At 57.7% G+C, this 25,597-nt stretch carries 22 protein-coding genes; 12 read left to right on the top strand and 10 right to left on the bottom strand.

Features of this window, described 5'->3' with window-relative positions; genetic code table 11:
- Positions 1–57 precede the first annotated feature (57 nt).
- Positions 58–942, top strand: coding sequence for a LysR family transcriptional regulator (locus tag CK911_RS07930; RefSeq protein ID WP_098972538.1), 885 nt, complete (start codon positions 58–60; stop codon positions 940–942).
- 319 nt (positions 943–1,261) lie between these two features.
- Here CK911_RS07930 and CK911_RS07925 read toward each other — a convergent pair whose 3' ends face one another.
- Both CK911_RS07925 and CK911_RS07920 read right to left on the bottom strand, forming a co-directional pair.
- Positions 1,262–3,085: a response regulator gene (locus CK911_RS07925; protein WP_098969562.1), complete on the bottom strand. Its 1,824-nt coding sequence runs from the start codon at positions 3,083–3,085 to the stop codon at positions 1,262–1,264.
- Between the two features lie 8 nt (positions 3,086–3,093).
- Positions 3,094–3,585 (bottom strand): molybdopterin-dependent oxidoreductase, encoded by a 492-nt coding sequence (locus CK911_RS07920; protein ID WP_098969561.1) that lies wholly within the window; start codon positions 3,583–3,585, stop codon positions 3,094–3,096.
- A 377-nt stretch (positions 3,586–3,962) separates the two neighbouring features.
- Here CK911_RS07920 and CK911_RS07915 point away from each other — a divergent pair, with 377 nt between their 5' ends.
- The 5 genes from CK911_RS07915 (at position 3,963) to CK911_RS07890 (ending at position 10,172) form a co-directional block, all read left to right on the top strand.
- Entirely contained in the window at positions 3,963–4,313 is a 351-nt protein-coding gene (locus CK911_RS07915) for an STAS domain-containing protein (RefSeq protein WP_042020833.1), read from the top strand.
- A gap of 431 nt (positions 4,314–4,744) precedes the next feature.
- Entirely contained in the window at positions 4,745–6,850 is a 2,106-nt protein-coding gene (locus tag CK911_RS07905; protein WP_098969560.1) for an SLBB domain-containing protein, read from the top strand.
- A 1-nt stretch (position 6,851) separates the two neighbouring features.
- Complete coding sequence (locus CK911_RS07900; protein WP_098969559.1) at positions 6,852–7,520, top strand: tyrosine-protein kinase family protein; 669 nt, start codon at positions 6,852–6,854, stop codon at positions 7,518–7,520.
- A gap of 58 nt (positions 7,521–7,578) precedes the next feature.
- On the top strand, positions 7,579–9,069 hold the full coding sequence (locus CK911_RS07895) for a SpoIIE family protein phosphatase (protein WP_098969558.1): 1,491 nt from the start codon (positions 7,579–7,581) through the stop codon (positions 9,067–9,069).
- A gap of 101 nt (positions 9,070–9,170) precedes the next feature.
- Positions 9,171–10,172 (top strand): glycosyltransferase family 4 protein, encoded by a 1,002-nt coding sequence (locus CK911_RS07890; protein WP_042020826.1) that lies wholly within the window; start codon positions 9,171–9,173, stop codon positions 10,170–10,172.
- Between the two features lie 525 nt (positions 10,173–10,697).
- Here CK911_RS07890 and CK911_RS07885 read toward each other — a convergent pair.
- The 3 genes from CK911_RS07885 to CK911_RS07875 are packed head-to-tail and all read right to left on the bottom strand — an operon-like array spanning position 10,698 to position 13,670.
- Complete coding sequence (locus CK911_RS07885; RefSeq protein WP_042020824.1) at positions 10,698–11,333, bottom strand: sugar transferase; 636 nt, start codon at positions 11,331–11,333, stop codon at positions 10,698–10,700.
- Positions 11,330–12,523, bottom strand: coding sequence for a glycosyltransferase family 2 protein (locus tag CK911_RS07880; protein WP_098969557.1), 1,194 nt, complete (start codon positions 12,521–12,523; stop codon positions 11,330–11,332). The genes CK911_RS07885 and CK911_RS07880 overlap by 4 nt, the downstream gene beginning before the upstream one ends.
- Before the next feature lie 31 nt (positions 12,524–12,554).
- Positions 12,555–13,670 carry a glycosyltransferase gene (locus CK911_RS07875; protein WP_098969556.1) on the bottom strand — a complete coding sequence of 372 codons (1,116 nt, stop codon included), beginning with the start codon at positions 13,668–13,670 and terminating at the stop codon, positions 12,555–12,557.
- A 225-nt stretch (positions 13,671–13,895) separates the two neighbouring features.
- Here CK911_RS07875 and CK911_RS07870 point away from each other — a divergent pair, with 225 nt between their 5' ends.
- From CK911_RS07870 to CK911_RS07855, 4 genes are all read left to right on the top strand, one after another.
- Positions 13,896–15,311, top strand: a complete 1,416-nt coding sequence (locus CK911_RS07870; RefSeq protein WP_098969555.1) for a GNVR domain-containing protein — start codon at positions 13,896–13,898, stop codon at positions 15,309–15,311.
- Between the two features lie 394 nt (positions 15,312–15,705).
- A complete protein-coding gene (locus tag CK911_RS21150; RefSeq protein ID WP_157774542.1) occupies positions 15,706–16,410 on the top strand; it encodes a Cthe_2314 family HEPN domain-containing protein in 705 nt (234 codons plus the stop codon).
- 395 nt (positions 16,411–16,805) lie between these two features.
- Positions 16,806–17,180 (top strand): hypothetical protein, encoded by a 375-nt coding sequence (locus tag CK911_RS07860; protein ID WP_098969553.1) that lies wholly within the window; start codon positions 16,806–16,808, stop codon positions 17,178–17,180.
- Positions 17,181–17,245: 65 nt separating this feature from the next.
- Entirely contained in the window at positions 17,246–17,869 is a 624-nt protein-coding gene (locus tag CK911_RS07855; RefSeq protein ID WP_172953983.1) for a hypothetical protein, read from the top strand.
- A 169-nt stretch (positions 17,870–18,038) separates the two neighbouring features.
- On the opposite strand, the gene CK911_RS07850 is transcribed toward CK911_RS07855, so the two are convergent.
- Positions 18,039–18,884, bottom strand: coding sequence for a DUF1194 domain-containing protein (locus tag CK911_RS07850; protein ID WP_098969552.1), 846 nt, complete (start codon positions 18,882–18,884; stop codon positions 18,039–18,041).
- Positions 18,885–19,040: 156 nt separating this feature from the next.
- Between CK911_RS07850 and CK911_RS07845 the strand changes: the two genes are divergently transcribed.
- Together CK911_RS07845 and CK911_RS07840 are read left to right on the top strand one after the other, a co-directional pair.
- Positions 19,041–19,808, top strand: coding sequence for a hypothetical protein (locus CK911_RS07845; RefSeq protein WP_098969551.1), 768 nt, complete (start codon positions 19,041–19,043; stop codon positions 19,806–19,808).
- Complete coding sequence (locus tag CK911_RS07840; RefSeq protein ID WP_098972534.1) at positions 19,795–20,241, top strand: hypothetical protein; 447 nt, start codon at positions 19,795–19,797, stop codon at positions 20,239–20,241. The genes CK911_RS07845 and CK911_RS07840 overlap by 14 nt, the downstream gene beginning before the upstream one ends.
- Here the strand turns inward: CK911_RS07840 and CK911_RS07835 are convergent.
- From CK911_RS07835 to CK911_RS07820, 4 genes are all read right to left on the bottom strand, one after another.
- Positions 20,219–20,695 (bottom strand): hypothetical protein, encoded by a 477-nt coding sequence (locus CK911_RS07835; RefSeq protein WP_098969550.1) that lies wholly within the window; start codon positions 20,693–20,695, stop codon positions 20,219–20,221. The two genes, CK911_RS07840 and CK911_RS07835, sit on opposite strands and share 23 nt — an antisense overlap.
- 11 nt (positions 20,696–20,706) lie before the next feature.
- Positions 20,707–23,220: a hypothetical protein gene (locus tag CK911_RS07830; RefSeq protein WP_098972532.1), complete on the bottom strand. Its 2,514-nt coding sequence runs from the start codon at positions 23,218–23,220 to the stop codon at positions 20,707–20,709.
- Between the two features lie 89 nt (positions 23,221–23,309).
- Complete coding sequence (locus CK911_RS07825; protein WP_098969549.1) at positions 23,310–24,536, bottom strand: glycosyltransferase; 1,227 nt, start codon at positions 24,534–24,536, stop codon at positions 23,310–23,312.
- Entirely contained in the window at positions 24,533–25,294 is a 762-nt protein-coding gene (locus CK911_RS07820) for an acyltransferase (protein ID WP_098969548.1), read from the bottom strand. The genes CK911_RS07825 and CK911_RS07820 overlap by 4 nt, the downstream gene beginning before the upstream one ends.
- Between the last annotated feature and the right edge of the window lie 303 nt (positions 25,295–25,597).

The raw sequence follows: 25,597 nt of genomic DNA, 5'->3' as shown, positions 1-25,597 counted from the left end.
TGAATGAACGTGTCAGACGCTGGTCGTGGCGGACAGAAATATAGTGGGGTGAACAAGATGACAGGACGCGAGAATTACAACGATCTCCACGTCTTTATGCTGGTCGCTCGGGAAGGCAGTTTTACCCGGGCCGCCGCCAGATTGGGGCTTGCCCAGTCCGGGGTCAGCCGAACGATTCGGGATCTCGAGGCTCGCCTGGGAGTGCAACTGCTAGTGCGCACTACCCGCAGCCTCTCTCTGACCCAAGCGGGTGAGCAGTTGTACCGTACGGCGCAGGGCTGTTTTCAGTCTCTCGATGCGGGTCTGGCCACGCTTGCGCACTATCGTGACATTCCTTCAGGCACGGTACGTATCAACGCCAGTCAGCATGCCATCGATAAGGTGCTGTTGCCGAAGCTGGCCATCTTCAGGCAACGTTATCCAGATATTCGGCTGGAACTCATTAGTGAAAGTCGCTTCGTGAACATCATCGATGAGCGGTTTGATGCCGGCGTGCGGCTAGGCGATGAGGTGGATGAGGGGATGGTGGCCGTGCGCATTACACCGGATCTGGAGATGGTGATGGTGGCCACACCGGATCATTTTCTTCAATACGGTTTCCCGCAGACACCGGCCGATTTGTCGGGACATCCCTGTATTGCTTATCAGTTTGCCGATGGCAGCCTCTATCAATGGGAACTGTGGCAGGAGGGCAAGTCGATTAAGCATCGACCACAGGGGCAGTGGGTCTTCTCTGACAGCTACATGGAAGCGGCTGCCGCTAAAATGGGGCTGGGACTGGCCTATGTGCCAGAGGAGTTGGTGAGTGATGAGCTTGAGTGCAGCACCTTAATTCAGGTATTGAAACCCTATAGTCATCGTCTGGCAGGTCTGTACCTCTATTATCCCCACCGGAATGTTTCACCGGCATTAAGAGTGGTTATTGATGCATTAAAATTATGAAAATAAACATCCAGTATGTATGGAGATGGAGTGCGCTATCCCGTCTCTCATTATTTAGCTAGAGCATCACCTTCTATCTGGTTACGCCATGCAGTGAAGCGGGGGAGGTATTACCGGAAAATCACCACGTCCCCCTGTGGTCGTCGTAAAGAGATCAAAAAATCCCTGCATACCCGAGACAAACTGGACTGTCAGCAAGCAGAGCATGGCTGGATTCATTTGTCTTCAATGTCTTAGAAACACAGTCTGTATGTCACATTTCTTCTAACCACCCAAGCCCCTGCCCATGGCATACGGTTTTTGACCCCAACGCTGGGCGCTATCCATGACGAGGGTGGGTGTGATTGCGCTGATACAGGCCCCGTGAGACTTGTCTGTTGATCTCGTTGAGCAGGGTTTCTTTATTGATCGGTTTGGTGATGTAGCCATTCATGCCGTGTGACAAGTAGTACTGCTTGGACTCGGGCATGGCATCGGCGGTTAAAGCGATAATGGGGATAGTTGCCCACGGGTGCTGGGAAGTCCGAATGTGTGTGGTTGCGGCCAGGCCATCCATGATGGGCATCTGCACGTCCATCAGCACCAGATCAAAGTCAGCGTCAGCCAGTTTCTCCAGCGCTTCAGCCCCCTGTACGGCAAGGGTGACCTGATGGCCAACCGAGTCGAGCATGGCGCCGATCACCTTGCGGTTGGTGGCATTATCATCCACCAGCAAGATGCGGTAGCGCTCTTGATCCGCAGGCTTGGCGGGCAGGCAGACAATGGAGGGGGTGGTGGCTTGAGCTGGCCATATATAGGTAAATAGGCTGCCTTTTCCCTCTTGGCTTGCCACCGAGATATCTCCGCCCATCAGTCGTGCCAGGTTGCGTGATATTTCAAGGCCCAAACCGGAGCCACCATATTGACGAGTAATAGACACATCTGCCTGAGCAAATCGCTGAAACAGGTTTTGCAGCTGGTACGCGCTCATACCAATGCCGGTGTCCTGGATCGCTACCCGTATTGAGTAATGTTCCTGCTCCAGCCTGGTGCTATCAATATGAATGTTGACTGCGCCCTGATGGGTGAACTTGATGGCATTACTGAGCAGATTAAACAGGATCTGGCGTACTCTGAGCGGGTCGATCATCAACCATTCGGGGGTATCGTCGGCAATGGTGAGGGTGAGGGTGATCCCTTTTTCATTGCAGCTGCTTTGTAGCAATGCGCGAATATCTTCCAGCAGTTGTGGCAGGTGATGGGGGGTGAGCTGCAGCTCTATCTTGCCTTCTTCCAGTTTTGAGATATCCAGAATGTCGTTGAGCAGGCCGAGCAAGTGGTTGGCAGACTCGCGTGCTGTCTCAAGGTAATCCCGTTCCCGGGGGGCCATATCGCGATCGGCCAGCAGAGAAAGCATCCCGAGAATGCCATTCATCGGGGTGCGGATCTCATGGCTCATATTGGCCAAAAAGCTGCTTTTGGCTCGGGTGCCCGCCTCGGCCTCGCGGGTAGCCCGCGTCAGCTTATCGTTGAGCTGTTGCATCAGTTGGTGTTGCTTCGACGAGATATTCATCTGCCGGGAGATTAACAAGGCCAGTATGAACAGCAGGGAAAATTGCAGGGCGGCGATCAGGGTGGTGGTGATGATCTGCTGTCTGACATCGTCACGACGCGCTACGTCAAACAGGGTGGCCTGTTGATTCACCTCCAGGGTCAGTTGATGCAACAAGGGAAGCAACAGCGCCAGTTGCTGGTGCAATTGCTGATGGGCGGCAGGCCCTAACGGTTCAGCCCCTTCCGGCCCCAGCCAGCGATCGGCCAGCGCAATGTAGTGGCGGATCCCCGTGCTGGCCTGCTGGTAGATCGCGGTTTGCTGTAGCAGCGAGCGATCCTTGCTCTGCAGAATAAGGTCCATGCGGCTCACCAAAATATCGTATCTGAGTTGATATTTGGCTTGCGGCTCATGGCGTAGCGAATTTTGAAAGCGCAGGGCTTCGTTGTAGAGCTGGAAGTAGTTCCACATCACATTATCTTCACCCTGGCTGGTGCTGCGCTGCAGATCCTGAAATTGCCGATATTGAATCGTGCCAATACCGGCAAAGGCGAGCAGCAATACGCACAGCACCACCGCCAGAAAACGCTGACTTGCCGCCAGGGATCTCATGGTGGGACCTACTCGACCTTGATCTGGCTGATCTGCCAGATGGCGCGACCGTAATAGAGCTTGTTGCGCAGCTCCGGATACTGATCGAATGGATAGATGAGAAATAGTGGGCCTTTATCGCGGATCGAGAGCGGTTTGCCATCGATGGTGCGGGCGAGGATCACCTGGTATTGCGCGGCATCACTGGCGGGCACCTGCACCGAGTAGTCGTTGAGTGCGGTGATGGTGAGTTGCGTGCCATTTGCTCCGACCTTGGCCAGAACGTCTTGCAGCCGCGGGCCGCGAAACGTCTTGGCCTTGTCATACCAGGGGGTATGGGTGTTGATTTCATACTGGGGCAACTGGTCCAGCATGGCGCTATCCCACAGATAAAACGTGGGATGAGTGGGGCTTTCGATCGCTCCCTCTACCTTGAGCAACGCATCTTCAAGGGACGGGGCGGCTTGTGTGATGCCGCAGAGGGCGCCCAGCAGTGGTGCGATATAAAGGCCTAGTCTCATAACATCCTCCTTGAAGCTGTTCGATGATGACACGCAGAACAACCACTGTTGCTCCCGGTAACAGGAGGCAAGCAAAACTTGGGCCGAGTTACATATCACGTGTATCACCGCATTTTTAAGGCGAGTTCAGTCTATCTGTGCTCTTTGGTGACAGTTGTCGTTGCAGTTTGCAAGGTAATACGCAGCCTTGTTGCAAATTGGTAACTGAAATTGGGTCTGGATGTGTGAAGAGTAGGGTGGTGGGAGTACCATATGGAGAGCATGGCGGGTTATCCGGTCGACTAATCTGGACTCGGCATAACACTTGCAGCATGAGAGTTGCAACGTGGCGGGTGCGATGACAGTGAACAGTCCGGGATATAGACAAGGAGTTAACCATGGAAAGTATGACTTACACCCTTAATGACACTCAGGTTGTGGTACTGGAAAATGAGTTCGATGCGATGGCGGTCAGTGCGTTGCGTCCGTTGTTCGAGGAGCTGGCTACTTATCACGGCAATGTGTTGGCAGATATCAGCGATGTGCACTTTATCGACTCGTCAGGGATCGGGGCATTGGTTTTTCTCTATAAAAGACTGATTATGAACGGGCATCAGATGGCCCTTGTTTGTGGGCCAGGTCAACCCCACGACCTGTTGGAAATGTTACATATAGACAGGGTGATCCCTTGTCATGACACGCTCAAAACCTACATGCGTGCTCGTAACATGATGGCGGCCGCATCATGAAACGATGGGGGCTATTGCTGTCATCTATCATGCTGTCGGGTTGTACTCAGTGGCCACCTGCGGGTTACGGCGGACTGGCCGAGGTAAGACCGACGCGTATTCCGGTGAATGAGGATGAACGAAAAGTCTGGTCTCGTTATGATGAGGCTCAGAAGACCCTTGATTCGCAGATTGTGCAGTTACAGCAATCTCATCTAAGGGAGTGTATGCCTGCTGAGCTTAAACAATTACAATCACAACGCATTGATATCGAACGGGATATGCATGGTCGGCTCTGGTCTGAGGTCGGTTGGCGTCAGACGGTGTTGGCACAGTCACTACAAAAAGTACGTTTGCGGCTGCAACAAACCACCGTTGCGGGCTGTAGCACTGATTGGTCAGGGCTCCCCTTGCGACAATGGGGGCAAACGTAACAGACAAAAAGGATGTCTATGAAACGGGGCGCTATCGAAGGATTGATCGGTTTTTTCTTGCTGCTATTTACTAGCCCGTTACTGGCTTCCACCTTACTCGCTCCCGGTGATCGGTTGGCCATAGTGCAACCCGGTGAGCCTGCCTTTGATCAGCCTTTCCAGATCAACAAGCAAGGGGAGATTACGCTACCTGAAGTTGGCACTGTGGTAGTGGGTGGGAAGACTCTGCCACAGGCGGATGAGCTGATCCGCACCGCCCTCACACCGGTTTACAACAACCTCTCTCAATTGACCGTCACCTTGCTGGAGAAGCGGCTGTTGATCAGCGTGATGGGCTATGTCAAAAAACCCGGCAGTTATGATTTGGCCCCCGATGGCAACGTGCAGATGGCCCTCGATGCCGCTGGCGGTCTGGTGCCCGGGGCCCAGCTCAACAATATGCAAGTGCGCCGTGGCAGCACGGTCTCGAGTTTTGACTACAAACGTTATCTCGATACCGGCGATGCCAGCGTGTTGCCACCGCTGCAATCCCTTGATGTGGTGTTTGTGCCAGCCTCCCCGTTGATCGGTAACGTACAGATCGATTTTGATGCGGCGACCCTGGCGGCAGGCGGGGATGGCGATACCGGCAAGGCGATCAAGGTGTTTGGGGAGGTCAACAGCCCCGGCGCCTTCAGTTTCAAAAGTGGCAACTCCATCGTGGATCTGCTGATGCGGGCCGGTGGTGTGACCCGTTTTGCCGGGGTTGAGCGGATCCGGGTGATCAATGGCGATGCCCCCGAGCTGTTCGATCTCAAAGCCTATCTCGACTCCGGCAACAACAAGCTGCTGCCCAATCTGGCTCCGGGCGCCACCATCTTCGTGCCCAAGGATGAAGAGCAGATCAAACGCGGTGCCCGCACCATCTACATCATGGGCGAGGTGTTCAAACCCGGCGCCTATGAGGGGCGGGAAGGGGACTCCTTCCTCGATATACTGGCCAATGCCGGTGGCCCGACCCGCTATGCCGAGAGTCGCCAAATCCGCTTGCTGCGCACCGATGGCAGTGTGGAGCCCATTGATCTGCAGGCCTATACCGAGGGCCTCCAAAAGGCATTGCCACAAATAAAGCCCGGTGACGCGATTTTTGTGCCGGAGAAGACCGACATTAACGAGAAGTCCTGGTTAAAAGTGGCGCCCGGACGGGCGGTGATGGTGATGGGTGCGGTGCGTATCCCGGGTCGTTATGAATGGTCTGATGAGATGTCGCTGCTGGATCTGATTGCCCACGCCGGTGGCCCCAATGAGCGGGCCGATATCGCCAAAGTCCAGATCCTCACCTCCGAGGGGGGCCAGGCCACGCCGACCCTGTTTGATCTCGACAAGTTTCTCCATCAGGGCGGGGCGCTGGCCAGCCTGCCCCGGATCCGCGCGGGCTTTACCATCATGATCCCCGAGCTGCCCACCGATCCCAGCGATAACAAATCCCAATGGGTGCGCCAGTCACCGGACAGCTCCATCTATATCTTCGGCCAGGTCGGCGCGCCGGGGCGTTATGCCTTTAACGACCAGCTGGGGTTTATCGATATCTTGTCAGCAGCCGATGGGCCGACGGCGGCCGCCGATCTGCGCAATGTGCGCATTGCCCACCGCAATGGCAGCACGGCGCGGGTCAGCAAGCTCGACCTTGCCATGTACTTTGAAACCGGTGATGAAACCTTGCTGCCCAAGGTGATGCCGGGCGACTCCATTTACCTGCCAGAGAAGAATCGCCCTTGGCTGGATGAACCCAAGGAGAACACCATTCGGGTGCTGGGGGCGATTGCCCGCCCCGGTCGCTACCGTTTTGACTCCTCCATGACCCTGCTGGATCTGCTGGCTGAGGCCGGTGGCCCGACCAACACCGCCTACATCAAGAAGATCGTGGTGATCAACATGGCCGCCAGCGGGCAGGGGGATCAGGCCCGCAGCTTTGATCTCGATGGCTTTGCCAAAGAGCCTGATTTTAGTCAGTTGCCGGTGTTGCGCGCAGGTGACACCGTCTTTATCCCTGACAGCAAGAGCAGCAACTGGGCGATTTTCATGGATGGGATGCGGGATATTCTCACCACGATTTCGGTGGTGGCGCTGGTCGGGACCCTTTGATATGAGCATCCCCATTCAATATCTCGAGCTGGAGTCGCTCTATGCGGCGACTCTCGCACGGGGAATACGCTCGCTGGCCATTACCTCTGCCGAAGGGGGGGAAGGGGTCAGTTCTATCTGCGATGCGTTGGCCAGACGAGCAGAGGCCGATGGACTTCGCACCCTGCTGGTGGATCTCAACCTTTATCACCCGGGGCGTGCGACGGCGCTCGCCTGGGGGCCCAACGATGTGCCCGAACCGGTAGCACATGGTCGTTCGCTCTCACTGTTGCCCGCACCCGGTAAAGATTTGATGGCGTTTCGCAACAAAGATACCTTGCGCCAACTGTTGCTGCGCTGGTTCGAACATTACGATGTGGTGATCTTCGATACCTCCCCCCTTAATGCCCTCAATCGGGGCAACATTCCTGCCGACCAGGTGTGTGGCGCCTGTGACGGGGCATTGCTGGTGGTGTTGGCCGGGGTCACGCCGACCAGCTCCGTGCAGAGTGCGGTGGATAAACTTACGCGGGCCGACGCCAATCTGGTGGGGGCGGTTTATAACGACAAGCTCAATCCGGGCCTGGCCAGCGAGATCCTGCGGGAACTCAACCGGCTGCCCAGTAACCGGGTGACCGAATGGCTTAAACGCTGGTGTCGCCGCAGTTCGCTACTTAACTTCCGGATCTGATCGGGTGTAGCAGGAGCGGGTGGCGAGTGTCTCTGGAGATGGTTGATGGATAGCGTGTATGGATGATTGGTTGCGATCTGCCCCTGCCAGTTTGCAAGCGGTGCGTGAACTGCGCCACCGGCTGGCACAAGGGTTGTCCCTGTTTCAGGTGTCCCAGCAGGAGCAAGCCAACTGGCTGCTCTGTTTCAGTGAACTGGCGACCAATATTGTCCGCCATGCCATGCCGCCTGCCACTCAGCTGTGGCTCACCCTGAAACAAGACGAGCAGGGCTTGATCCTGTTGTTGGAGGATGATGGCGGGCCCCAGCCCACCCTTAGCGCTATGCCGTTACCCGATGAGCTGCAAGAGGGAGGCTATGGACTCGCCCTGGTGCACCAGCTGTTTGCCGAGGTGCGCTTTGCCCGCGAGGGGGAGCGCAATCGGGTCACCCTGCGCCCTCATGCGGTGATCAAGGCGTTACCCGTGATTGCCGTCATTGATGATGACAAGGTGATGCGCGCCCTGCTCACTGCTTATCTGCAGGAGCACTACCGGGTCGAATCCTATGCAGATCCCGACGCGGCCTTGCAGGTATTGGGAAGACAGCCGCCCGCCATAGTGCTATCCGATATCGAGATGGAGGGTATCGACGGTTTTGCGCTGCGTCAGCAGCTGATGAAAGATCCCAAGATGAAGGGGGTCCCCTTTATTTTTCTCACCGGCCATCAGGATCAATGGACCCAGAGTCGTGCCGGTGCCTTGGGTATCGACGATTTTCTGGTCAAACCTATCACCAAGCAGGACTTGTTGATGGCGGTTTCGCGGGTGCTGCAACGCTCGCTGCAGCTCAAATCGCAATGGGGCGAGCAGCTTGATCAGCGGATGACCTCGGCGCTGCGTCCGTTATTGCCCGCCACCTCGATAAACGGATACCCGCTGGCGTTGCAAACCCGTGCGGCCACCGTGGGGGGGGGGGATTTTCTACTGGTCAAAGATCGGGTGTTGTGGCTTGGGGATGTGATGGGCCACGATGCGGAAGCCAAGTTTTTTGCCCATGCCTATGCCGGTTATCTGCGTGGCTTGCTGACCGCGCACGATCTGGAGCGCGCCCCCGCACGCTTGCTGACTATTTTGTCCAACGCGGTCCACAGTGATCCCTTGCTCGGGGCCACCCTGCTCACCACCTTGTGTATCGAGCTGGGTGACGAGGGGCGGGTGCAGTGGGCCAGTGCCGGTCATCCTGCCCCCTGGCTGATCGGGCCGGGCTCGGTGCGTCAGGTCGGGGTGACCGGCCCCTTACCCGGTTTGCGCCCGGATCCCCATTTTGTGACCAATCAGCGCCAGCTTAAACCGGGAGAGCGCTTGCTGTTCTGGACCGACGGCTTGCTCGATAGCCGTGATGCCACCGAGCGCCAGCAGTGGGAAGATCAATTGCGGACATTGTGCCTGACGCCCGAACCGAGCCTGGAGCGGCTGGCCCAGCGGATTGCCAACTGGTTTGATGAGCGGGCCGAAGGGGCCGCGCTGGATGATATGACCCTGTTACTGCTCGCTTATCCCGCCGCCTGATCCTGCCCTTCCTTGGTGTTGCTGGCCCGCTCTATGCATCTCTGCAGCAGTACGCAGTCGCCATGTTGCACATGGCGTGGAGCCACACAAGGAGGGCGCTTATGTTACCAACACAGCCGATCTGGCTCGCTATTGATGCCCGTCAAGTAGGCGGGATCGAAGTTCACATTACCCATTTGGCGCGCGATCTGCTGAGCAGGGGCCTCAACCCGACCATAGTGCTGGTGAGCAACCACGGAATGACCCCCTTTATTGCGCTGCTCAAGCAGCAGGGGCTGCCTTATCGGGTCTGTCGCAACAGCCGTGATTTTGTGCAGACGTTGGCGAGCCAGTCCGGTGATGTGCTGGTGCACACCCATGGTTACAAGGCCGGGATCCTCGGTCGTCTGACCGCCTGGTGCAGCGGAAAATCGGTAGTCTCCACCTTTCACAGCGGTGATGAGGGGCAGGGGTTACTGAAGTTTTACAGCTGGCTGGATCGGGTCACCGCGCGTTTTGCGACCTGTATTGCAGTGAGTGAGGCGATTGCTCGCAGATTGCCAGTGCCGAGCACTGTGATCAGCAACTTCGTGCCGATGCCTGCGTTGCCGGCATCGGTGCAAGGCAATCGCATCGCGTTTGTTGGCAGACTGTCAGCTGAAAAGGGGCCTGCGAGCTTTTGCCAGTTGGCGGCGCTTTGTCCCGATGGCGAATTTCATCTCTACGGTGATGGGCCATTGAAAGATGACTTGTGGCAGCAATATGGTGACCGTGTACAGCTCCACGGTTTTCGGCAAATGGCCAACGAGTGGCACCATATTGATCTGCTCTGTATCACCTCCCGGTTTGAGGGGTTGCCGCTGGTGGCGCTGGAGGCGATGGCCCACGGTATTCCGGTCTGTACCTTTGCGGTGGGTGGCCTGGTGCAGCTGATTGATAACAAGTCCAATGGCTGGCTGGTGGAGCCCGGCCATGTGCACGACATGGCCGAACTGGTTAATTATTGGCTGCGCAGTGATGAGGTGGTGCGTGGCAGGATGAGTCAGGCGGCGCGCAGAACCATAGCCCGCGGTTACAGCGTCAATCACAGAGTGAGTGATATTCTGGCGCTCTATCCCCTCTAACCAGTCCGTGAGATTGACCAATGCGAGTGGCCTGGCCACTCGCTTTTTTATGGGCAATAGGTAATGAGCCATGAGCGTGCGCAGAGATCTTGATTGGCTGGCGTCTTAACGGGCTGCCACCTGCCGTAAAAGACGGCTACCGGAAGGTGCCATCGCGCTTGATCCGCCATGCGCAGTCTCAGAAGTGCGCAGCCTCAGAAGTGTGCCGCCGCAGCGTGGCGAAGGCCCACCACCTCTACCGCGCCCCCGATTGAGGGTGGCGCAGTGGCATCGAGGGTAGATAGCTATTTAGGGATTCCCTTGGCGGGTGCGTTGCACCGCCGCTGATTGATGGCTGTGGTGCAGCATCTAGGGTAGCGTGCCATCCGCCCCTTGGTGGATGCTGTGCTGGCAAGGGGCTGACACCATAGCGCTACATGGTTGCGAGGGGATCAAGAAAAAGGCCATTGCATCAGCAATGGCCAGCGCGATCTGGTTGGGATGTGGTGGCTGGTGGGGATCGTGAATCCACCAGTAGGTTGGGGCTCAGCGGCCCTTCTTGCCGACCATGATGGCAATGGTCTTGCCGATGATCTGGAGGTCTTGCACCAGCCAGCGCCAGGGGTGGAGCAGGGCGACCGAGTAGGCCAGATCAAAGGCCAGCTTGCTGCGCACGTCATCGAGTGACTCATCATAGCCCTGATTGACCTGCGCCAATCCGGTAATGCCGGGGGCCACTTCATAGGTGCGTTCGATAAAGAACGGCACCGCATCTTCAAGCCGGTTGGCGATGCCGGGGCGTTCTGGCCGGGGGCCAATCAGCGACATCTCCCCCTTGAGCACATTGAGAAATTGCGGCAGCTCATCGAGCCGGGTTTTACGCAGAAAATCGCCGCTGCGGGTGATCCGGCTATCCCCTTTACCACACCAGACCGGGCCTGTCCCCGCTTCGGCGTCGGCGCGCATGGTGCGAAACTTGATCATAAAAAACAGCTCGGTATGGCTGGCATGGCTGCGACCAATCCGTAATTGGCGAAAGAACACCGGACCCGGACTATCGAGGCGGATAGCCAGCATGATCAGGGGCCACAGCGGCAGTGTCAGCAACAAGCCAAGGGATGCACCAGCCAGATCCATGATGCGTTTGACCACCAGGGTCACTGTCGGGATGGGGTGTTTCATGCTGCTCTCTCCTGAGTGGTGGAACGGATCAGTGTGCGCAAGCCGTAGTGGAGGGTGCCAATGCCGTTGTACCAGTGGCCAAGCACCAGATAGTGGATAGTGCGAAGGGGGCCGGGCCAGCGGTAATTCGGGGTCAGCTGGATCACTCCCACCAGGGCATAGCCCAGTAGTTGCGCGGCAAGTACGGCGCCAAAAAAGGCAGACGCAGTGGCCAGAGGGATAGCACACAGCCACAGCAGCATCAGGCACAGGGGCATCAATACCCGTAGCCCTTTGCCACTGGCAAAATTAAAGGCCACCCAACCAAATTTGGGGTGCAGCAGTGGCAGCAGACGCAGCAGTTGCTGGGTATTGCCAGCCCCGATCCGCTTGCGCCGCACCGCCTCAAGGGCGGCATCAGATACTTCCAGCTCCAGTGCGGCGCAGCGATTGTCATAGACCGCCTTGTAACCCTTGGCGATGGCCTGCATCGGCAGAATGAAATCGTCGTTGATGGTATCGCTCGCCAGCGGAGTCAGGCAGTGGCTGCGGATCACATAGAAAGCACCATGGGCGCCCAGCATGCTGCCGAGGGCCGACTCGCACAGCTTGATCTGGCTCTGATAGCGCCAGTAGTGCTCTTCGCCCTCGGAGCCCGCTTGCCAGAACCGGTAGGCTTCGCCCACCACCCCCACCTTGGGATCTTGAAAATGGGCGGCGGCCAGCAGCAGGCTATCGATGGGGAGCAGGGCCGAGACATCGCTCAGGGCCACCAAATCGCTCTTGACCAGCGCCATGGCATCGTTGAGTACCGCGACCTTGCCGCGATTGAGGTCGTGATTAAACAGCCGGATCTGCAAATGCTGCAGGGCCGGATCCCCGAGCTGGAGCAGGGCGATCGGATAGCTATCGTCGCTGCAACCATCGAAATGCACATGTACCCACAGCTTGTCGGCGGGGTAATCGAGGCTGGCGAGGTTTTGCAGTTTGGCCGCGATGGTCGCCGCCTCGTTATAGACCGGCATCAGCAGGGTGATGGTGGGGAGCGTCCCATCGCCATGGCTGTTGTTAAGGCCACGGGTCATAGGTTGCGGATGCGGGGTGATCTGACGAGCCCGCTGACCAAAATATTTGAGCAGCAGGGGGTAGCCAACATGGTGGTAGACCACCAGCGCTGCACAGAGCCAAAACGCCATCATGTACCACTCCATGGGATGCTCCTTTAATCCGGTAGCCGTCTGCTTAACGGCGGTAAAGTGCCTGATAGGCCTGTGCCATCTGGCTCAGGCTGCCTTGCTGGCAGACAAACTCACGGGTGACTGCGCGCAGGCTACTGGAGTTGAGCAACCCCTGTGCCAGAAGTTGCGCCAACAGCTGCGGGTCTCGTTTATCGAGCAGATAGCCGCTGGCCGGACAGACTATCTCGACCGCCGCGCCAACGGTGCTCATCACCACCGGGACGCCGCAGGCCTGGGCCTCCAGCACACAGAGCGGCATCCCTTCTGCCAGTGACGGCAAGCAGAACAGATCCAGCCCCTGATAAAAGCGCGGCATCTGCTCGACCAGCCCGAGGAAGTGCACGCGATGGGCGATGGCTAACTCCTGGCACTGCTGCTGCAATGCATTTTGCAAACTGCCGACCCCTGCCAATGCAAGATGCACCTCTTCCGGCAAGGTGCTGATCGCCTCCAGCAGCAAGCTATGGCCCTTGACCGATTCGAGGCGCGCGGCGCACCCAATCAATTTGACCCCTTGCGGCAGCCCCATCTCCTGACGGGCGAGGGCGGCATTGCCCGGGGTGAAGCGCTGTTCATCGATGCCATTCGGGATCACCTGTGCGGACAACTGCCCCAGCTTGGCCTGCAGCTGGTTGGCCACCGGCGTTGCATCCGCCACCAGGGTCGGCCTGAAGGTGCGCAGCCCCAGACTGGCCAGAGTGCGTTGATGAGGATCATCGAGATACCAGGCATCGTGTTCGGTGTGCACCAGGGTTGTCACTTGCGCCAAGCGACTGGCCAAGCCGCCATAGAGCAGGGGGCCAAGATGGTGGGTATGCACCGCCCCCGGTTTGAGTTGCCGTAGCAAGCGGGTCAGCCGTCCGAGGGTGGTCAGGGACCAACCAGCCGGTTTGGCCAGACAGTGGATCCGCGTGGCGAACGGGCGCAGGGCTGGCCATGCAGCCAATACCGCCGCCTTGTCCCCCTCAAGGGAGATGATATGCATCGGTTGGTGGCCCGCATTGGCCTGGGTCAGATTGAGCACCATGGTCTCCAGCCCGCCGGGCTGCAGGTGCTGGACGATTTGCACCACCGCCGGTTGGCGCTCGGATGGGATTAGGGGGTCGGACGATGGCAGCATGGTGAGCACTCCAGCACAGGGAGGGGGCGCGGCCCCGGACCATCGGTTAATGCGAATCTTGTACCACTCTTGCCGTTAGCTAAGTCAGTGCCCGGCAACCACGGGAGCTAAACGGTGTTGGCAGCGGCCTTGCACTGGTGCCGGCCTTGCACTGGCACCGGCCTTGCACTGGCATCAGCCTTGCATAGGCATGACAGCCCTACCTGCGTAATCGGGAGTGATGTCATGCCAGTCCAGTTCTATTACAACCTCTACCTCATCTTGTTTGCGGCCTGGCGCCGTCGTTATCTGCTGGTGATCCCGGTGCTGGTGATGCCACTGGTCGGGGGCGCCATTGGCTGGCTCACCCCCAAGGAGTATGAGAGTCGCACCACCTTTATGGTGCCGCAAGATGCCAACCAGACCCCGACCCTCAAGGATCTGATCACCCAGGAGAGCCTCAAAGATCGCTTTGCGGTGCTCGAAGCCCTGCTGCGCAGCCGCTATGTGCTCGATGGGGTGGCGCGGGATCGGGGCCTGGTCAATGACGAGACCCCACCGGTCAAACGCGATGCCATCATGGACTGGCTGTCAGGGGCTGTCTCATTGCGGCTGATCGGGGACGAGGTGATTGAAATCAAGGTCAGGGCCGATTCGGCCGCCAACAGTGCCGGTCTGCTTGAGGCGATCTCACGGCGTTTCTTTTTCAACTTGCTCAGTAAGGGGCGCCAGTCGGCGGAATCCTCCGAGCGTTTTTTGCAAAGCCAGCTCGACAGCCGCCGTGGCGAATTGCAAGGGGCCGAGCAGCTACTGGCCGACTTCAAACGGGAACATGCCAGCGCCTTGCCCCAGCAACAGAGTGCCAACGTCGCCCGGCTCTATGGTTTGCAAGAGCGTTATGCCGAGAGCCTGATCCTCTTGCAGCAGGCCAGGGCCAGGGTCGATCAGCTATCGCTGGGGCAGGAGAGTCAGCTGGCCCGTCAACTGGATGAGAAGCTGCAGTTGATGCGCACCGAGCTGGTGCTGCTGCGGGCCCGCTACAGTGAGGAACACAGCAAGGTGCAGAGTCTGCGCTATCAGATTGAGCAGTTGCAGCAGGAGTTTGAGCAGCTCAAATCCCAGCCGGATATGGCGCAGGGGCCCGAGTGGCAGCTGGCCCAGACGCAACTGACCGATGCGCAGCAAAACGCCACAGGCTTGAAGACCCAGCTGGATGGACTGGACAAGGTAGTCGATTCCCAGGGCGATACCGAACGTCAGCTCGCCGAGCTGGAGCGGGATCTGGCGGTCAAGCGCACCCTCTATCAGGACTTGTTGCTGCGTTATGAGAAGGCCAAAGTGACCGGCGATCTGGGTAACTTTGAACAAGCTGCGCGGATCAAGGTTATCGACAAGCCGTTCGCCCCGAGCAAACCGAGCAACTACCCGCTGTGGCTATTTGTGCTGGCCGGGGTGATTGGCGGGCTGGGGCTGGGCGGCGGGTTGGCCCTGCTGACCGAGTTGGCGGATACCAGCTTGCGCCGCAGTGATCGACTGGCTTCTCTTATCAAAGCGCCGGTGCTAAGTCGAATTCCCTACTGCGAGCCGGTGCCGGACTATCCATCCAACAGTTATCAGGCGCTGGATGGCCAGGTGCTGCCCTTGGCGCCCGAGCCGGGTTGATTGCCGCAAAAACTGGCTATCAGCCGGAACCTGAATATGTCTGAAAAGGCCTTGTGATAAGGCCTTTTTTATGAGCATCAGGCGGTGTTTTGGGAGGCGACGCTATTTAATTAGGCTCGATTCGATTTGCGTCCTGATGTTGTCAAGAAGACGAGGCAGGTAGCATTTTCCATAGCAACAGATTGACTGTGATTTTGTACAGTGGTACAAGTGGACCCAAATAAATGAAACAGAGACAATCAGTTCAGAAACCGGAGCTAGGTTGGTAATTTAATGATTTTAAAGTGATTTTCAGAGTGGATAATGTATCAAAGGGCGGCATCATCCGGAAGGATCAGTTATTGGATTAATACTGCCTTCAATATAATTAATGTTATGTTTATTTGGAGTGGGCGTGCATTTATTTGAGGAAGTTGTTTTATACGATCCTGATAATCCTGTACGAAAGTGTGGGTTAGAAGGAAAAGATGTCCACTGTGAAAATAATTTGGAGTGGTATGTATTCCGTTGTGGGCAAACTCTGGCTCGCTTGTCTTGTGCAATTGATAAATGCCATCTGTCATTAAATCAATTGGAGTATGTTGTTAACAAAAAACGTTCAGATGACAAATTTACAAACGCAGATTATATAGAATATGAAATTGAAAATTTCTTGATTAGAAGCAGTGCTATTTATGACCGTGCTTTAATACTAGCCGGTAGTCTACATGATTTAGGTATTGCCGACGACTCTATTTCTCATCAGTCAGTTGTCACAAATGCTCATGTTCAATCATCTGGCATGGCTGACCAACTTAAAAAATTACGTAAGCATTGCACTGAATTTAGAGAAATGCGTAATAAAATTGTTCATCATGCCAATTACACAGATGAAGCATTTGATTTGTTGTCAATGCTACATAAACTTGATGCCAGTGAAAAGCAAGGTAGTAGCGTTACATTACCTCAAGATGTTCTAATCAAATTAACTGATGATTTTATGCATATACAAGTAAGTGAGTTTAAAGAGCATTTAAATTCAATAGTTGAATCAGTAGAGAAAATATATGATAAGTCGTTACTCATTTATGCAACTAACAAAGTTAGAAATACAAAATAAACATAATAAATCGCTGCGTGTGGATTTGATATAGCTCGTAGGTTCGATTAGCCGGTAGGCGTAATCGGACGCTCGCGGTGACACTCCACGTCAATATGGCAATAACGTAACGACCGTTGCCAGTTCGAGAGTGAGTTTTGGGGCGGAGAAGTGGCAAGATGGAAGGGTTTTGGCGAGTTAAAGAAACATATTACAGAAAGGCCGCGAAAGTTCGATTACGCTTCGCTAATCGAACCTACGGCCCTGTCCAGTTATTTTAGCTGCCTTTTAGTTAAAGTATTTTTGGGGGCAAAGTGGTTGGATTGTGGCGAATTAAATTAATATTTAACAGAAAGATCGCGAACGTCCGATTACGCTTCCCAAATCGAACCTACGGCTCTAATTAAAGGTAAATCATGAAAAAAAGTCTCAGGAAAGGATATTTTCACTTAGAGCTAAACCATGAATACGGTGCAGATACGATCGGTGCCGAAGCGGCAGAAGTAGAACTCAAAGAGGGTGTGGCTATTTTTAGAGCTAAGCTAAAGCCTGCAAGTGAAAATCAGATTTTGGATGCTGTTCATTGTAAGGAGCAAAGTTTTAAGAATGTAGAATACTTTTCCTTTATAGATGAACATATTCGGAAAGGCATATCATCTTTCGTAAAGATTAATAAGGCCAAAATTAAAGGTTGGCGCATAGAAATTGACTATGAAAAAAAGTATGATTTTTCTTGTGACATTCAGCCTATGAATCCTGACGGGGTAATATTTTATGTTGTAAGTTCATAGGTTATGATTACGCTTCGCTAATCGAACCTACGGCCCTTAAACATCCGTCATGAGGTGAGACTATTTTGATAAACTATCTGTTGTCACGTTCTGCTGAACTTGAAAGAAGTCTCTTGGAATTTTTAGTACTGCCTCCCTTCGATGATTCACAAAGAATCATGGTGAGCAGAGTCATGTGTAGTATTGCTTTCGAGCATGCCGAAAGTGCCAAGATGCTTATATCAGCAGGTAATTTAACCTCGGCTACGGGGCTTGTTCGTCTTCAATATGAAGCACTGGTTCGGGCAATGTGGCTGCTCTACGCTGCAACCGATACAGATGTTTTAAAGTTAACCAGCGAGCTGACGCAGGAGACGGCAGATAAGGCAAATAGGCTTCCTATGCTCAGCGAAATGTTAGAAAAACTGCAAGGGAAGGCTCCTCAAGAACCGCTGGATATGCTGCGTGAATTCAAAGAATATTCTTGGAAACCTCTCAGTTCGTTCATCCACGGTGGACTTCATGCAATCCACCGCCACAGCAAGGGTTATCCACTTCCTTTACTTGAACAGATGGTCAGAATATCCAACGGGGTGTCGTTAATGGTGGGCATGCTGTTAGTTATATTGCATGGTGGTGGTGAGCAGGTAGGTAAAATCCCACGTATTCAAAGAGAGTTTGCTGATTGTCTACCTGATACCAAGTTGTAAATTTCAATAAGAAGTGTCGTAAAGGGCCGCCTGCCCCATGTTTTAGTCGAGTAGCGTGCCTCAGCCCAATCATGAGCACAACTGCTGTATATGCTCAGCCACTTATCCTTGCTGCCAGATAAAAATCAGGGAGCCATAGCTCCCTCATCGCTCCACACGGGGTGACAAATTAGCCGATGGCGGGTGCCAGTTGCCCGTTGGCGGGCTGCAGGCGTCCTTGGTTACGGCGTTGATAGCGCCAGGCCAGCAGTAGCGGCATACCGAGCAGCAGCTGGGCGGCCAGCGGGATCTCCTCGAGGGGTGCGGCCAGTGCCCCTTCCGGAATAATGCCCCCCTCAATTTCAGCCGCCAGTTTGAGCTCCAGCGCATTGCCAAAGTCGGCGAAGGTGGTGGCATTGATGACAAATGCATCCTGACCGCCCGCCACGTTCTCTACATACCACTCTTGCAACACCCCATCGGCATAGTCCTGACCAATGGTGATGCCGTTGATGGTGTCGATGCCGGAGGCGAGCAGTTGATCCCGCACGGTGGAGGTATCCAGCCCGTTGTTCTGGATACCGTCACCCGACACATCCATCACCTGGCGGGCGGCGGTGTAGTTGTTGGTATCAAACTGCTGGGCACCAAAGGCCATGGCCGAACCGGGGGCCGTCATCCCCGCATAGGGGCGGACCAGGGCATCCAGAGTGGCGGCGAAGTTGTTGATGGAGGTCATGTCGTAGAGGTGGAACCAGTCAGTCATCACGCTCTGCTGGTTGCTGCTGCTCCACATGATCATCTGTACGGCGATGGACCCGAGTTTGCCGCCACTGGTGTCGAGGATGGCGCTTTGTACATCCTGACTGTAAAAGGCGTCCACATACCCCTGTAACTGCAAATTGAATTCCGATGAACTGACGCTGCCAGACACATCCATCAGCAGTTGCAGTTCGGTATCGACTTCGGTCAAGGCGTATGCGGGGGAGGTTACCAATAGCATCCCCAGCAGCCCTGCCAGCGGTTTGAGTTTCATCGCTCACTCCTTTCCTTGGCTGTAGTGCCAACAGGGTGAATGAATAAACCGTGCCAGCTTTGTTGAATCCTCTGACTTGGTTTGAGCTGGGTGAGGCCGGACAGGCATGGAACTTGCGACAGCGGTCAAGAGCGCTGATAACCGGCAGGAGTTGCGATGGAGATCCGTCCTTGGCAGTGGGCACCCAACTGGCTGCTGCTTGGTTTGGCCAATCAGTGGGGCATGGTGTGGCTCAATATGGGCCACTTCAACCTGTTGGTGGTGTTGCTGATTGCTATCTGGTGGCAAATTGCATCGCGGGTTGCGCCAAGCTGGCGCCCGCATCCGCTGGCGCTCGCCCTGTTTATCCTGCTGATCCTGATCCCTAGCGCCAGTTGCAAGGCGCTGGCCTGTCTGCTGCTGGTGGCCTCGCTGTGGCGCCGTGGCCAGGGTAGTGATGAGCGGGCGGTGTTGCAGATCGTGCTCGCCTTTACCGTGGCGGTGTTGTGGGGGCAGCAGGTGTTTGCGTTGCTCTCTGGCCCTGTGTTGTCGCTCGATGCCTGGGGGGTGGGCCAGTGGTTGCAACTGCTGGGCTGGGACATTCGGCTGGATGGCAATCGCATCGAGCGGTTGGGGGGCCATGCGCTGATCGTGCTCAAGGGGTGCTCCTCCTTCTCCCAACTCTATCTGGTGGTGCTCTCCTGGCTGGTCTCCTGCTGCTGGCTGGCGCCGGAGCGCCCCCTCTACCGGCAGTGGCCCATGTTGCTGCTGGTCTGCCTGCTCTATATCGGGGCCAATCAGTTGCGGCTGGTGTTGATGAGTCTGGATCTGCGCTGGTACGGCTGGCTGCACACTGGCAGTTGGGCCCAGCTCTACCAATGGGCCATCATGCTGCTGGTGATGACGCTTCTTTTCGTCAGGGGGCGCCATGATGCAACTCTCTAGGGGATATCTGCTGCTGTTGCTGGTGGCGCTGCTCAGTGCTGCCGCTATGGGCTGGCGTTATCAGAACCGGGCGGTCAATGAGGGGGCAAAGCCGATGTTGATGGAGCTGGTCCAACAGGGTTGGCGCTTGCGGGTGGCCACGCCGGTATTGGGCGGCACCTATGTCAGCTATCAGCTGGCCCATCCCCGCTGTGATGGCCTGTTGCAGGCCATGCTGGTGGCACCTGATAGCGAGGCGATGTCAGTGACGCTGGCGGGTGCGGGGATGAGTCAGGGGGTGATGTTTTTAGGCGAGCTGCACCAGCGCCCGCCGCTGCTCTCTTACCGCTTTACTCAGGGCTGGCGCAAGTTGTGGGGGCTGGCCCCTTATCCTCTCTATCGGGTGGCCTTGCCGACCTCCTGCCTTGGCCTTATTGCGCCGCCGCTGGGGTGACAGCCCCCGGTTCACCGTTTGGCAGAATGCGGATCAGCAAGGTATTGGGGGCCAGCATGGGGTCATAGCGGGGCTCCAGCTCAATGGCGCGAGACCCCAGCAAGCGGGTCAGGGCGGTCAGCCGCACGCTCGCCATCCGCGCACTCTCCAGCATGTCTGTTTGCAGCCCGGGGCCGCTCACCAGCGCAATCCGGGCCGGATCCTTGCGTCCCAAAAACTGATGCAGCTGCTGCTCCTGATCCGCCGGCAGTTGCGTCTCCGCTTGCTGGTATTGCAGTTGCAGCTGGGGCTGTTCGGTCAACTGTTGTTCCCGTAACTGGTTGAGGATCGGCAGGGTCTCATTGACCGGCTCCTGACGGGCGCAGCCGCTGAGGATCAGCAGTGGCAGCAAAAGAGGTAACAGCCGAGGCAGGGCGCGGCCTTTGGCGGTGGAGCGGGGAGTCTGGTTGGCCATACGCAGTCACTTCAGGAGGAGGAGTTGGCACCAGTTTGCAATGTTTTCAATCGCTTGGCCAGTTGTTCAATCTCGCGGCGCCACTGGATCCAGGCGGCCGAAGACAGTTGTTCTGCCACCTGCCAGCGGGTCGGCAGCTGATCCCGCAGGCGTTCCAGCAGCAGGGCGGCCTCCACCTGATAGCGGGCCTCCTCCTCCAGCCAGGCGAGCCAGCGCAGATCCTCGATGGCTTGCTGTAGCAGCAAGAGGTCGTGGGAGAGGCGGTGCGCCTCGCAGGCTTGCGGGCCGAGCAGCATAAAGTCGCTCTCCCGCCCGTCGGTGGGGTCATAGGGCAGGGCGGTGGGCATGCGGCCATGCCACTGCAAATAACCCTCGGCGCCGCTTTGCCACAGGTAAAACCCGGCGGCTCTCGGGGTGCCCAGATTGTAAAACCAGGGGGTGACCTTGTGCTGGCGCACTCGCGCCACATCGGTCTTGTCGGCGCCAAAACCTGCGTTGATCAGGGCAATCTCCACCTCTGCCAGCAGACCAACCTGACCCGGGTGGTTGAAGTGGCCTGCGCGGATCACTGCCGGATCCCGCCGTTTCATCTCCCGCGCTAGGGTGGTGATGGCGGGCAGGGTAGCGAGATCCGGCTCATCAAACAGGCTCCATGCCAGCGGGGGCAAGCCGCTGGCGGTCAGCCCCTGTTGCCGCGTCTGCCACTGATCAAGCTGGCTGGCAGGATCTCCCCCCCAGCGTTTGAGCGGGGTATAGGCCAGCAGGGGGGGCACAAACCCAAGCCCGGCCGCCTCTCCCATGATCTCCCGCATCCCCGCTTCATCCTGTGGCAGGGCGGGCGAGAGGCCGCTGATCCCGAGCTTGGCGAGCCGCTCCAGATCGCAGTGACTGGCCGCGGCGATCTGCTGCTTTAGCGCCTCGGGGTCGGGGCTTAGCCAATTCAGATAGGGGGGCGCTTCGACATAGATGCCGATCGGCTTGCTGGCCGCGGGCAGGGTCAACGGCAGCACCTCGATAGTCAGCGGCAACTGCACCAGTTGCTGCTGGCTGAGTAGCTGAATATTACCGAGATAGCGCCCCGCTGGGGCGTCGCGGGGGACTGTGATTTGCAGTACCAGACGCCGAGGCACGCCTGCCAGCAGGGTGAGCCCGGCCACGCCTTCGACCAGCTCCTGATCCGAGGGGGCCAGCAAGGTGCCGCTCGCCTGCGGGCGAACCAGATGCCACTGACCGTAATAGGGGGTCAGCGCCAGCGGCGATCCTGCCTGCTCGGGGGGCTGGATCACCAGCAAGGGGGCCGGATCGTCGGTCGCGGCGTGGATGGCAAACTCCAGCAGCAGCTGGCTGCCACGGGCGGCCAGCACAGGCAGGGAAGCGTGCTGCAACGCATCGGCGGCGGATGCCGGGGCGATCTGCAGGGTTGGAGCAGCATCCGGGATCGGCGTTAGGCTGAGCTGCGCCGGAACAGGCGCTGGGGAATAGGGGACCAGGGTCCACTTTTCCAAAAACAGCTGGCGCTGCTTGGTCAGCACGCTTGCGGTCGCGTCGGCCAGCCTCCGGGCGTTAGCCTCGGTCTGCATACCATGGCCTTTATCGCCATTCGATGGGGCGGCCTCGTCGGTGCTGGCCGGATAGGGGGCAAGCAGCAGGCCAGCCAGGTATTTGGCATCCGGTGAGTGGCCCACCAGGGTAAGGGTGAGCGGGCCGCCGGGGTGGTTCAGGGTGACATGAACGGGGCCCCCCTGACGTGCCCCGAACAGCTGCCAGGGATCCGGATTTGGTAGCGCCTCGCGGGATTGCCCCGCCAGATAGCGCTGGGTTAGCCATGTTTGCGGTTGCCACTGCTCGGCCCAGATGGGCTCGCCATTGACCAGTACGCTGCGCTCGAAGGGGTGGGGCAGATACTCCCACTCGCCGGGGTCATCGAGCCACAGGGTGAGCTGGTAGCGCCCTTTGGTCACCTCAAGGCGTACCCCGTCGAGATTGCGCAGGCCATCACGAACAAGGGCATCGCCGGAGGGGCGCAACACTGGAGTGGGGTGGCCGAGCAGTCGGGGATCCCCCGGGCTCAGGGCCTCAAAGCCGGTAAAAAGCGGGGCGCTGGCTGCCCCCAGATCCAGCGCAATGGTGCCCTCTGGCAGGGTCAAGCCGGGTTCCCAGAACCAGCGTTTAATGGTCAGTGGGGGCGCGTCATCGGCCATAAACAGGTAGATCTTGGTTATCTCATCAAGGGTCAGTGGCCGTGGTTGGCTGGTGCGCCAATCACTTAAGGCAAAGCGCAGGGTGAAGGGGCCCGGGGCGACCATCCGCTCTTGATTGACCCGGCTGCGGTAGTTGACCGAGGCCTTGTCATCGACCCGTAAAATCAGCGTTTGTGGTTGTGTGCCCGGATTATGGCCCTCGATCACCAGCTCATCGTCGCTGCCCACAGGCCAGGGCACATGGGTCAGATTGAGGCGCTGGGGGGTCAGGGTGCCAGTGAGGGGCAGCGGGATGGGGGCAGGCAACTGCGTGGCGCTGAACAATGATGCGCAATAGAGCAGCGAACAGCCGCAGAGCAGGGTGGCCAAGCTTCCCCTGTGCCCATGTCGTCTCCCGAATGTGGCGCTGCCCATCAGCAGATCGCTGCCAACCAGGATTTAAGATCAGCGGCCTTGTCATCCCAGCTCTGGCCCGCGACCCGCTGTTGCCGACCCTGACGCCCGCCCTGCTCCGTCAGGGCTTCCCATTCGTTGGCTTGAAACCAATTCTGGCGAGGGCCATCGCAGGCAGCCTGATTGATGGCGTGGGCCAGATTGTCACCGGCTCGCGGCAGATGCACCAGTTCACGGTAACCTGCCAGTGCCGGGAAATCAGTGCTGACGATAGGGCGGCCGACCGCCAGATACTCGCGCAATTTCAGCGGGTTACAGGCACGAATTTGCGCATTGTCGACAAAGGGTAGCAGGCTGACCTGCCAGTGCTGGGCATAGGCCGCCAGGGTATGGTGTGGTCTGGGCCCCAGCAGATGGATGTTGGGGATCCCCTCCAGCGCGCTGAGGTCAGTCTGCTTGGGGCCAATCAATACCAGATCCCAGTGGGGCAGGGCGCGGGCTGTTTCAGCCAGCAGCGGCACATCGATCCATTCGCTCAGGCTGCCATAAAATCCGGCAATCGGCCGACCGCAGGGGAGGTCTGCCGGACGAGGCTGTGGCGGCATAAACAGATCCAGATCCACCCCGTGGCTCAGCAGGCGGGTTTTGTGGGGGGGGAAGCGACTGGCCAGTGCCGGGCTGGCCACCAGGATCAAATCAGCTTGGGCCACCAATCTGGCCTCGCAGTGAGCGATGGCCTGATGATCGACCCCCGCCAGCGCAGAGAAATCATCACCGCAGTAGTAGATCACCGCCCGCTCACCCAGTTTGCCAATCAGATCCACCGCGCTTGGCAAGGAGATCCACAGCAGCGGACGATCCAGCTTGGGTAAGCGCCGGCGGATCTGGGCGGCCAGCCAGTGGCCATTGATCTTGCCCGCAAGCCGACTGCCAGGCAGTGGCAGCGCCAATGGCGGCAGTATCTCGGGCATCTGTTGAGCTTGCACCTGATGCTGGCCCTGGCTCTGGCTCTGGCTTGGGGCGAGTTGACTGGCGGGGGCGGCGCGCTGCACCACGGCGCCCAGCTTGCGCACGATGCGGGTGATGTCGCGCAGGTTAAAGCGAGGACGGCGCAGCCCGATGGAGTTGACCCACAGCACCGGATAATCGGGCAGCAGGCGTTTGATCAGATGCTGGGTACTGGAGGGGTGTTGGCCCCAGTCTTCCCCTAATACCACCAATTGCGGTTTGCTATGATGCTGCGTCATTGCGGGCTCTCCTCGCTATCGTTGCACAGGGTTTCCCTGTCATCCTGACTCCCCAACTGCCGGATCACCCGGGCAGGCACGCCACCCGCCAGCACCCCGGCAGGCAGACTGCGGGTGACTATGCTGCCTGCGGCAACCACAGTGCCTGCACCTATAGTGACACCGGCCATCACCATGGCGCCGGTGCCCAGCCAGACATCCCGTTCGAGCACGATCTCGCCGACTTGCTCATCAGCATCCGGTAGCCCCCGGGCACGGGCACTGGCATCCAGCGGATGGCCGGGATAGCCAGCCAGAAAGGCGCGCCCGGCAATCCTGACGTTATCTCCCAGCACTATTTTGCTGCCCACCGCCAGGGTGGTCTGCCAGCCAATCCCGACATTATTGCCGATCACCAGGCTCGGGGCCCGGCTCGCCGAGCGGCCGCTAATGGTCATGGCGGCGCTCAGGCGGCAATCGGCCCCTATTGCTATGGCGACGGGTCCGCTGATATAGGGGATGCCGCCATAGAGATAGAGGCGGGGGGCGGGGGCTGTCAGGCGAGATTGAAACAGGGGAGTCCACCAGAGGGTGCGGGTCAGGGTCGCCAGCGCGTTGCTGCCCAGCAGATAGAGCCGATAAAGCAGCCGGTGCAAGGGGGGGATCACGGGCAGCGACCAGCTGCGAGCCCCTTTGGCGAGTCGCCACACGCTGCGGGCCAGCGGGGTTTCCCCTTGTTTGGCCCACGCTTTGACCCGGTACAGACTGAGGGTGTTCATGATGATATCTCCCTGTTTATCTGGTGCTGCAAGGTACTAGCAGGGATCGGGCCAACCGCGCGCATCGTCCTTTCGTGGTCAAGGGGGCGGTGAAACAGGGATTGCTGGCGATGATCCCGCAGCAGGGTGCAATTTGCGTCGGTGGTTGTGCAAAACGCAATCGTTCACCCAATATGCAGTCTCATTTTGGGCTTGCTGGTCGCAGCGCAATGAGGCGCAGAGGCAGGGGGACGGGGATCTGTCTCATTCGGGTTAACTGGCGTGCCCTTTGCATTATTGCAGCAGTGAGATAAGCAATGATGC

Origin of the sequence: Aeromonas sp. CU5 (genome assembly GCF_002586745.1) — a bacterium.
Classification (GTDB): Bacteria; Pseudomonadota; Gammaproteobacteria; order Enterobacterales; family Aeromonadaceae; genus Aeromonas; species Aeromonas sobria.
The sequence above is the reverse complement of the archived record's forward strand: the minus strand, read 5'-3'. Positions and strand labels throughout refer to the sequence as shown.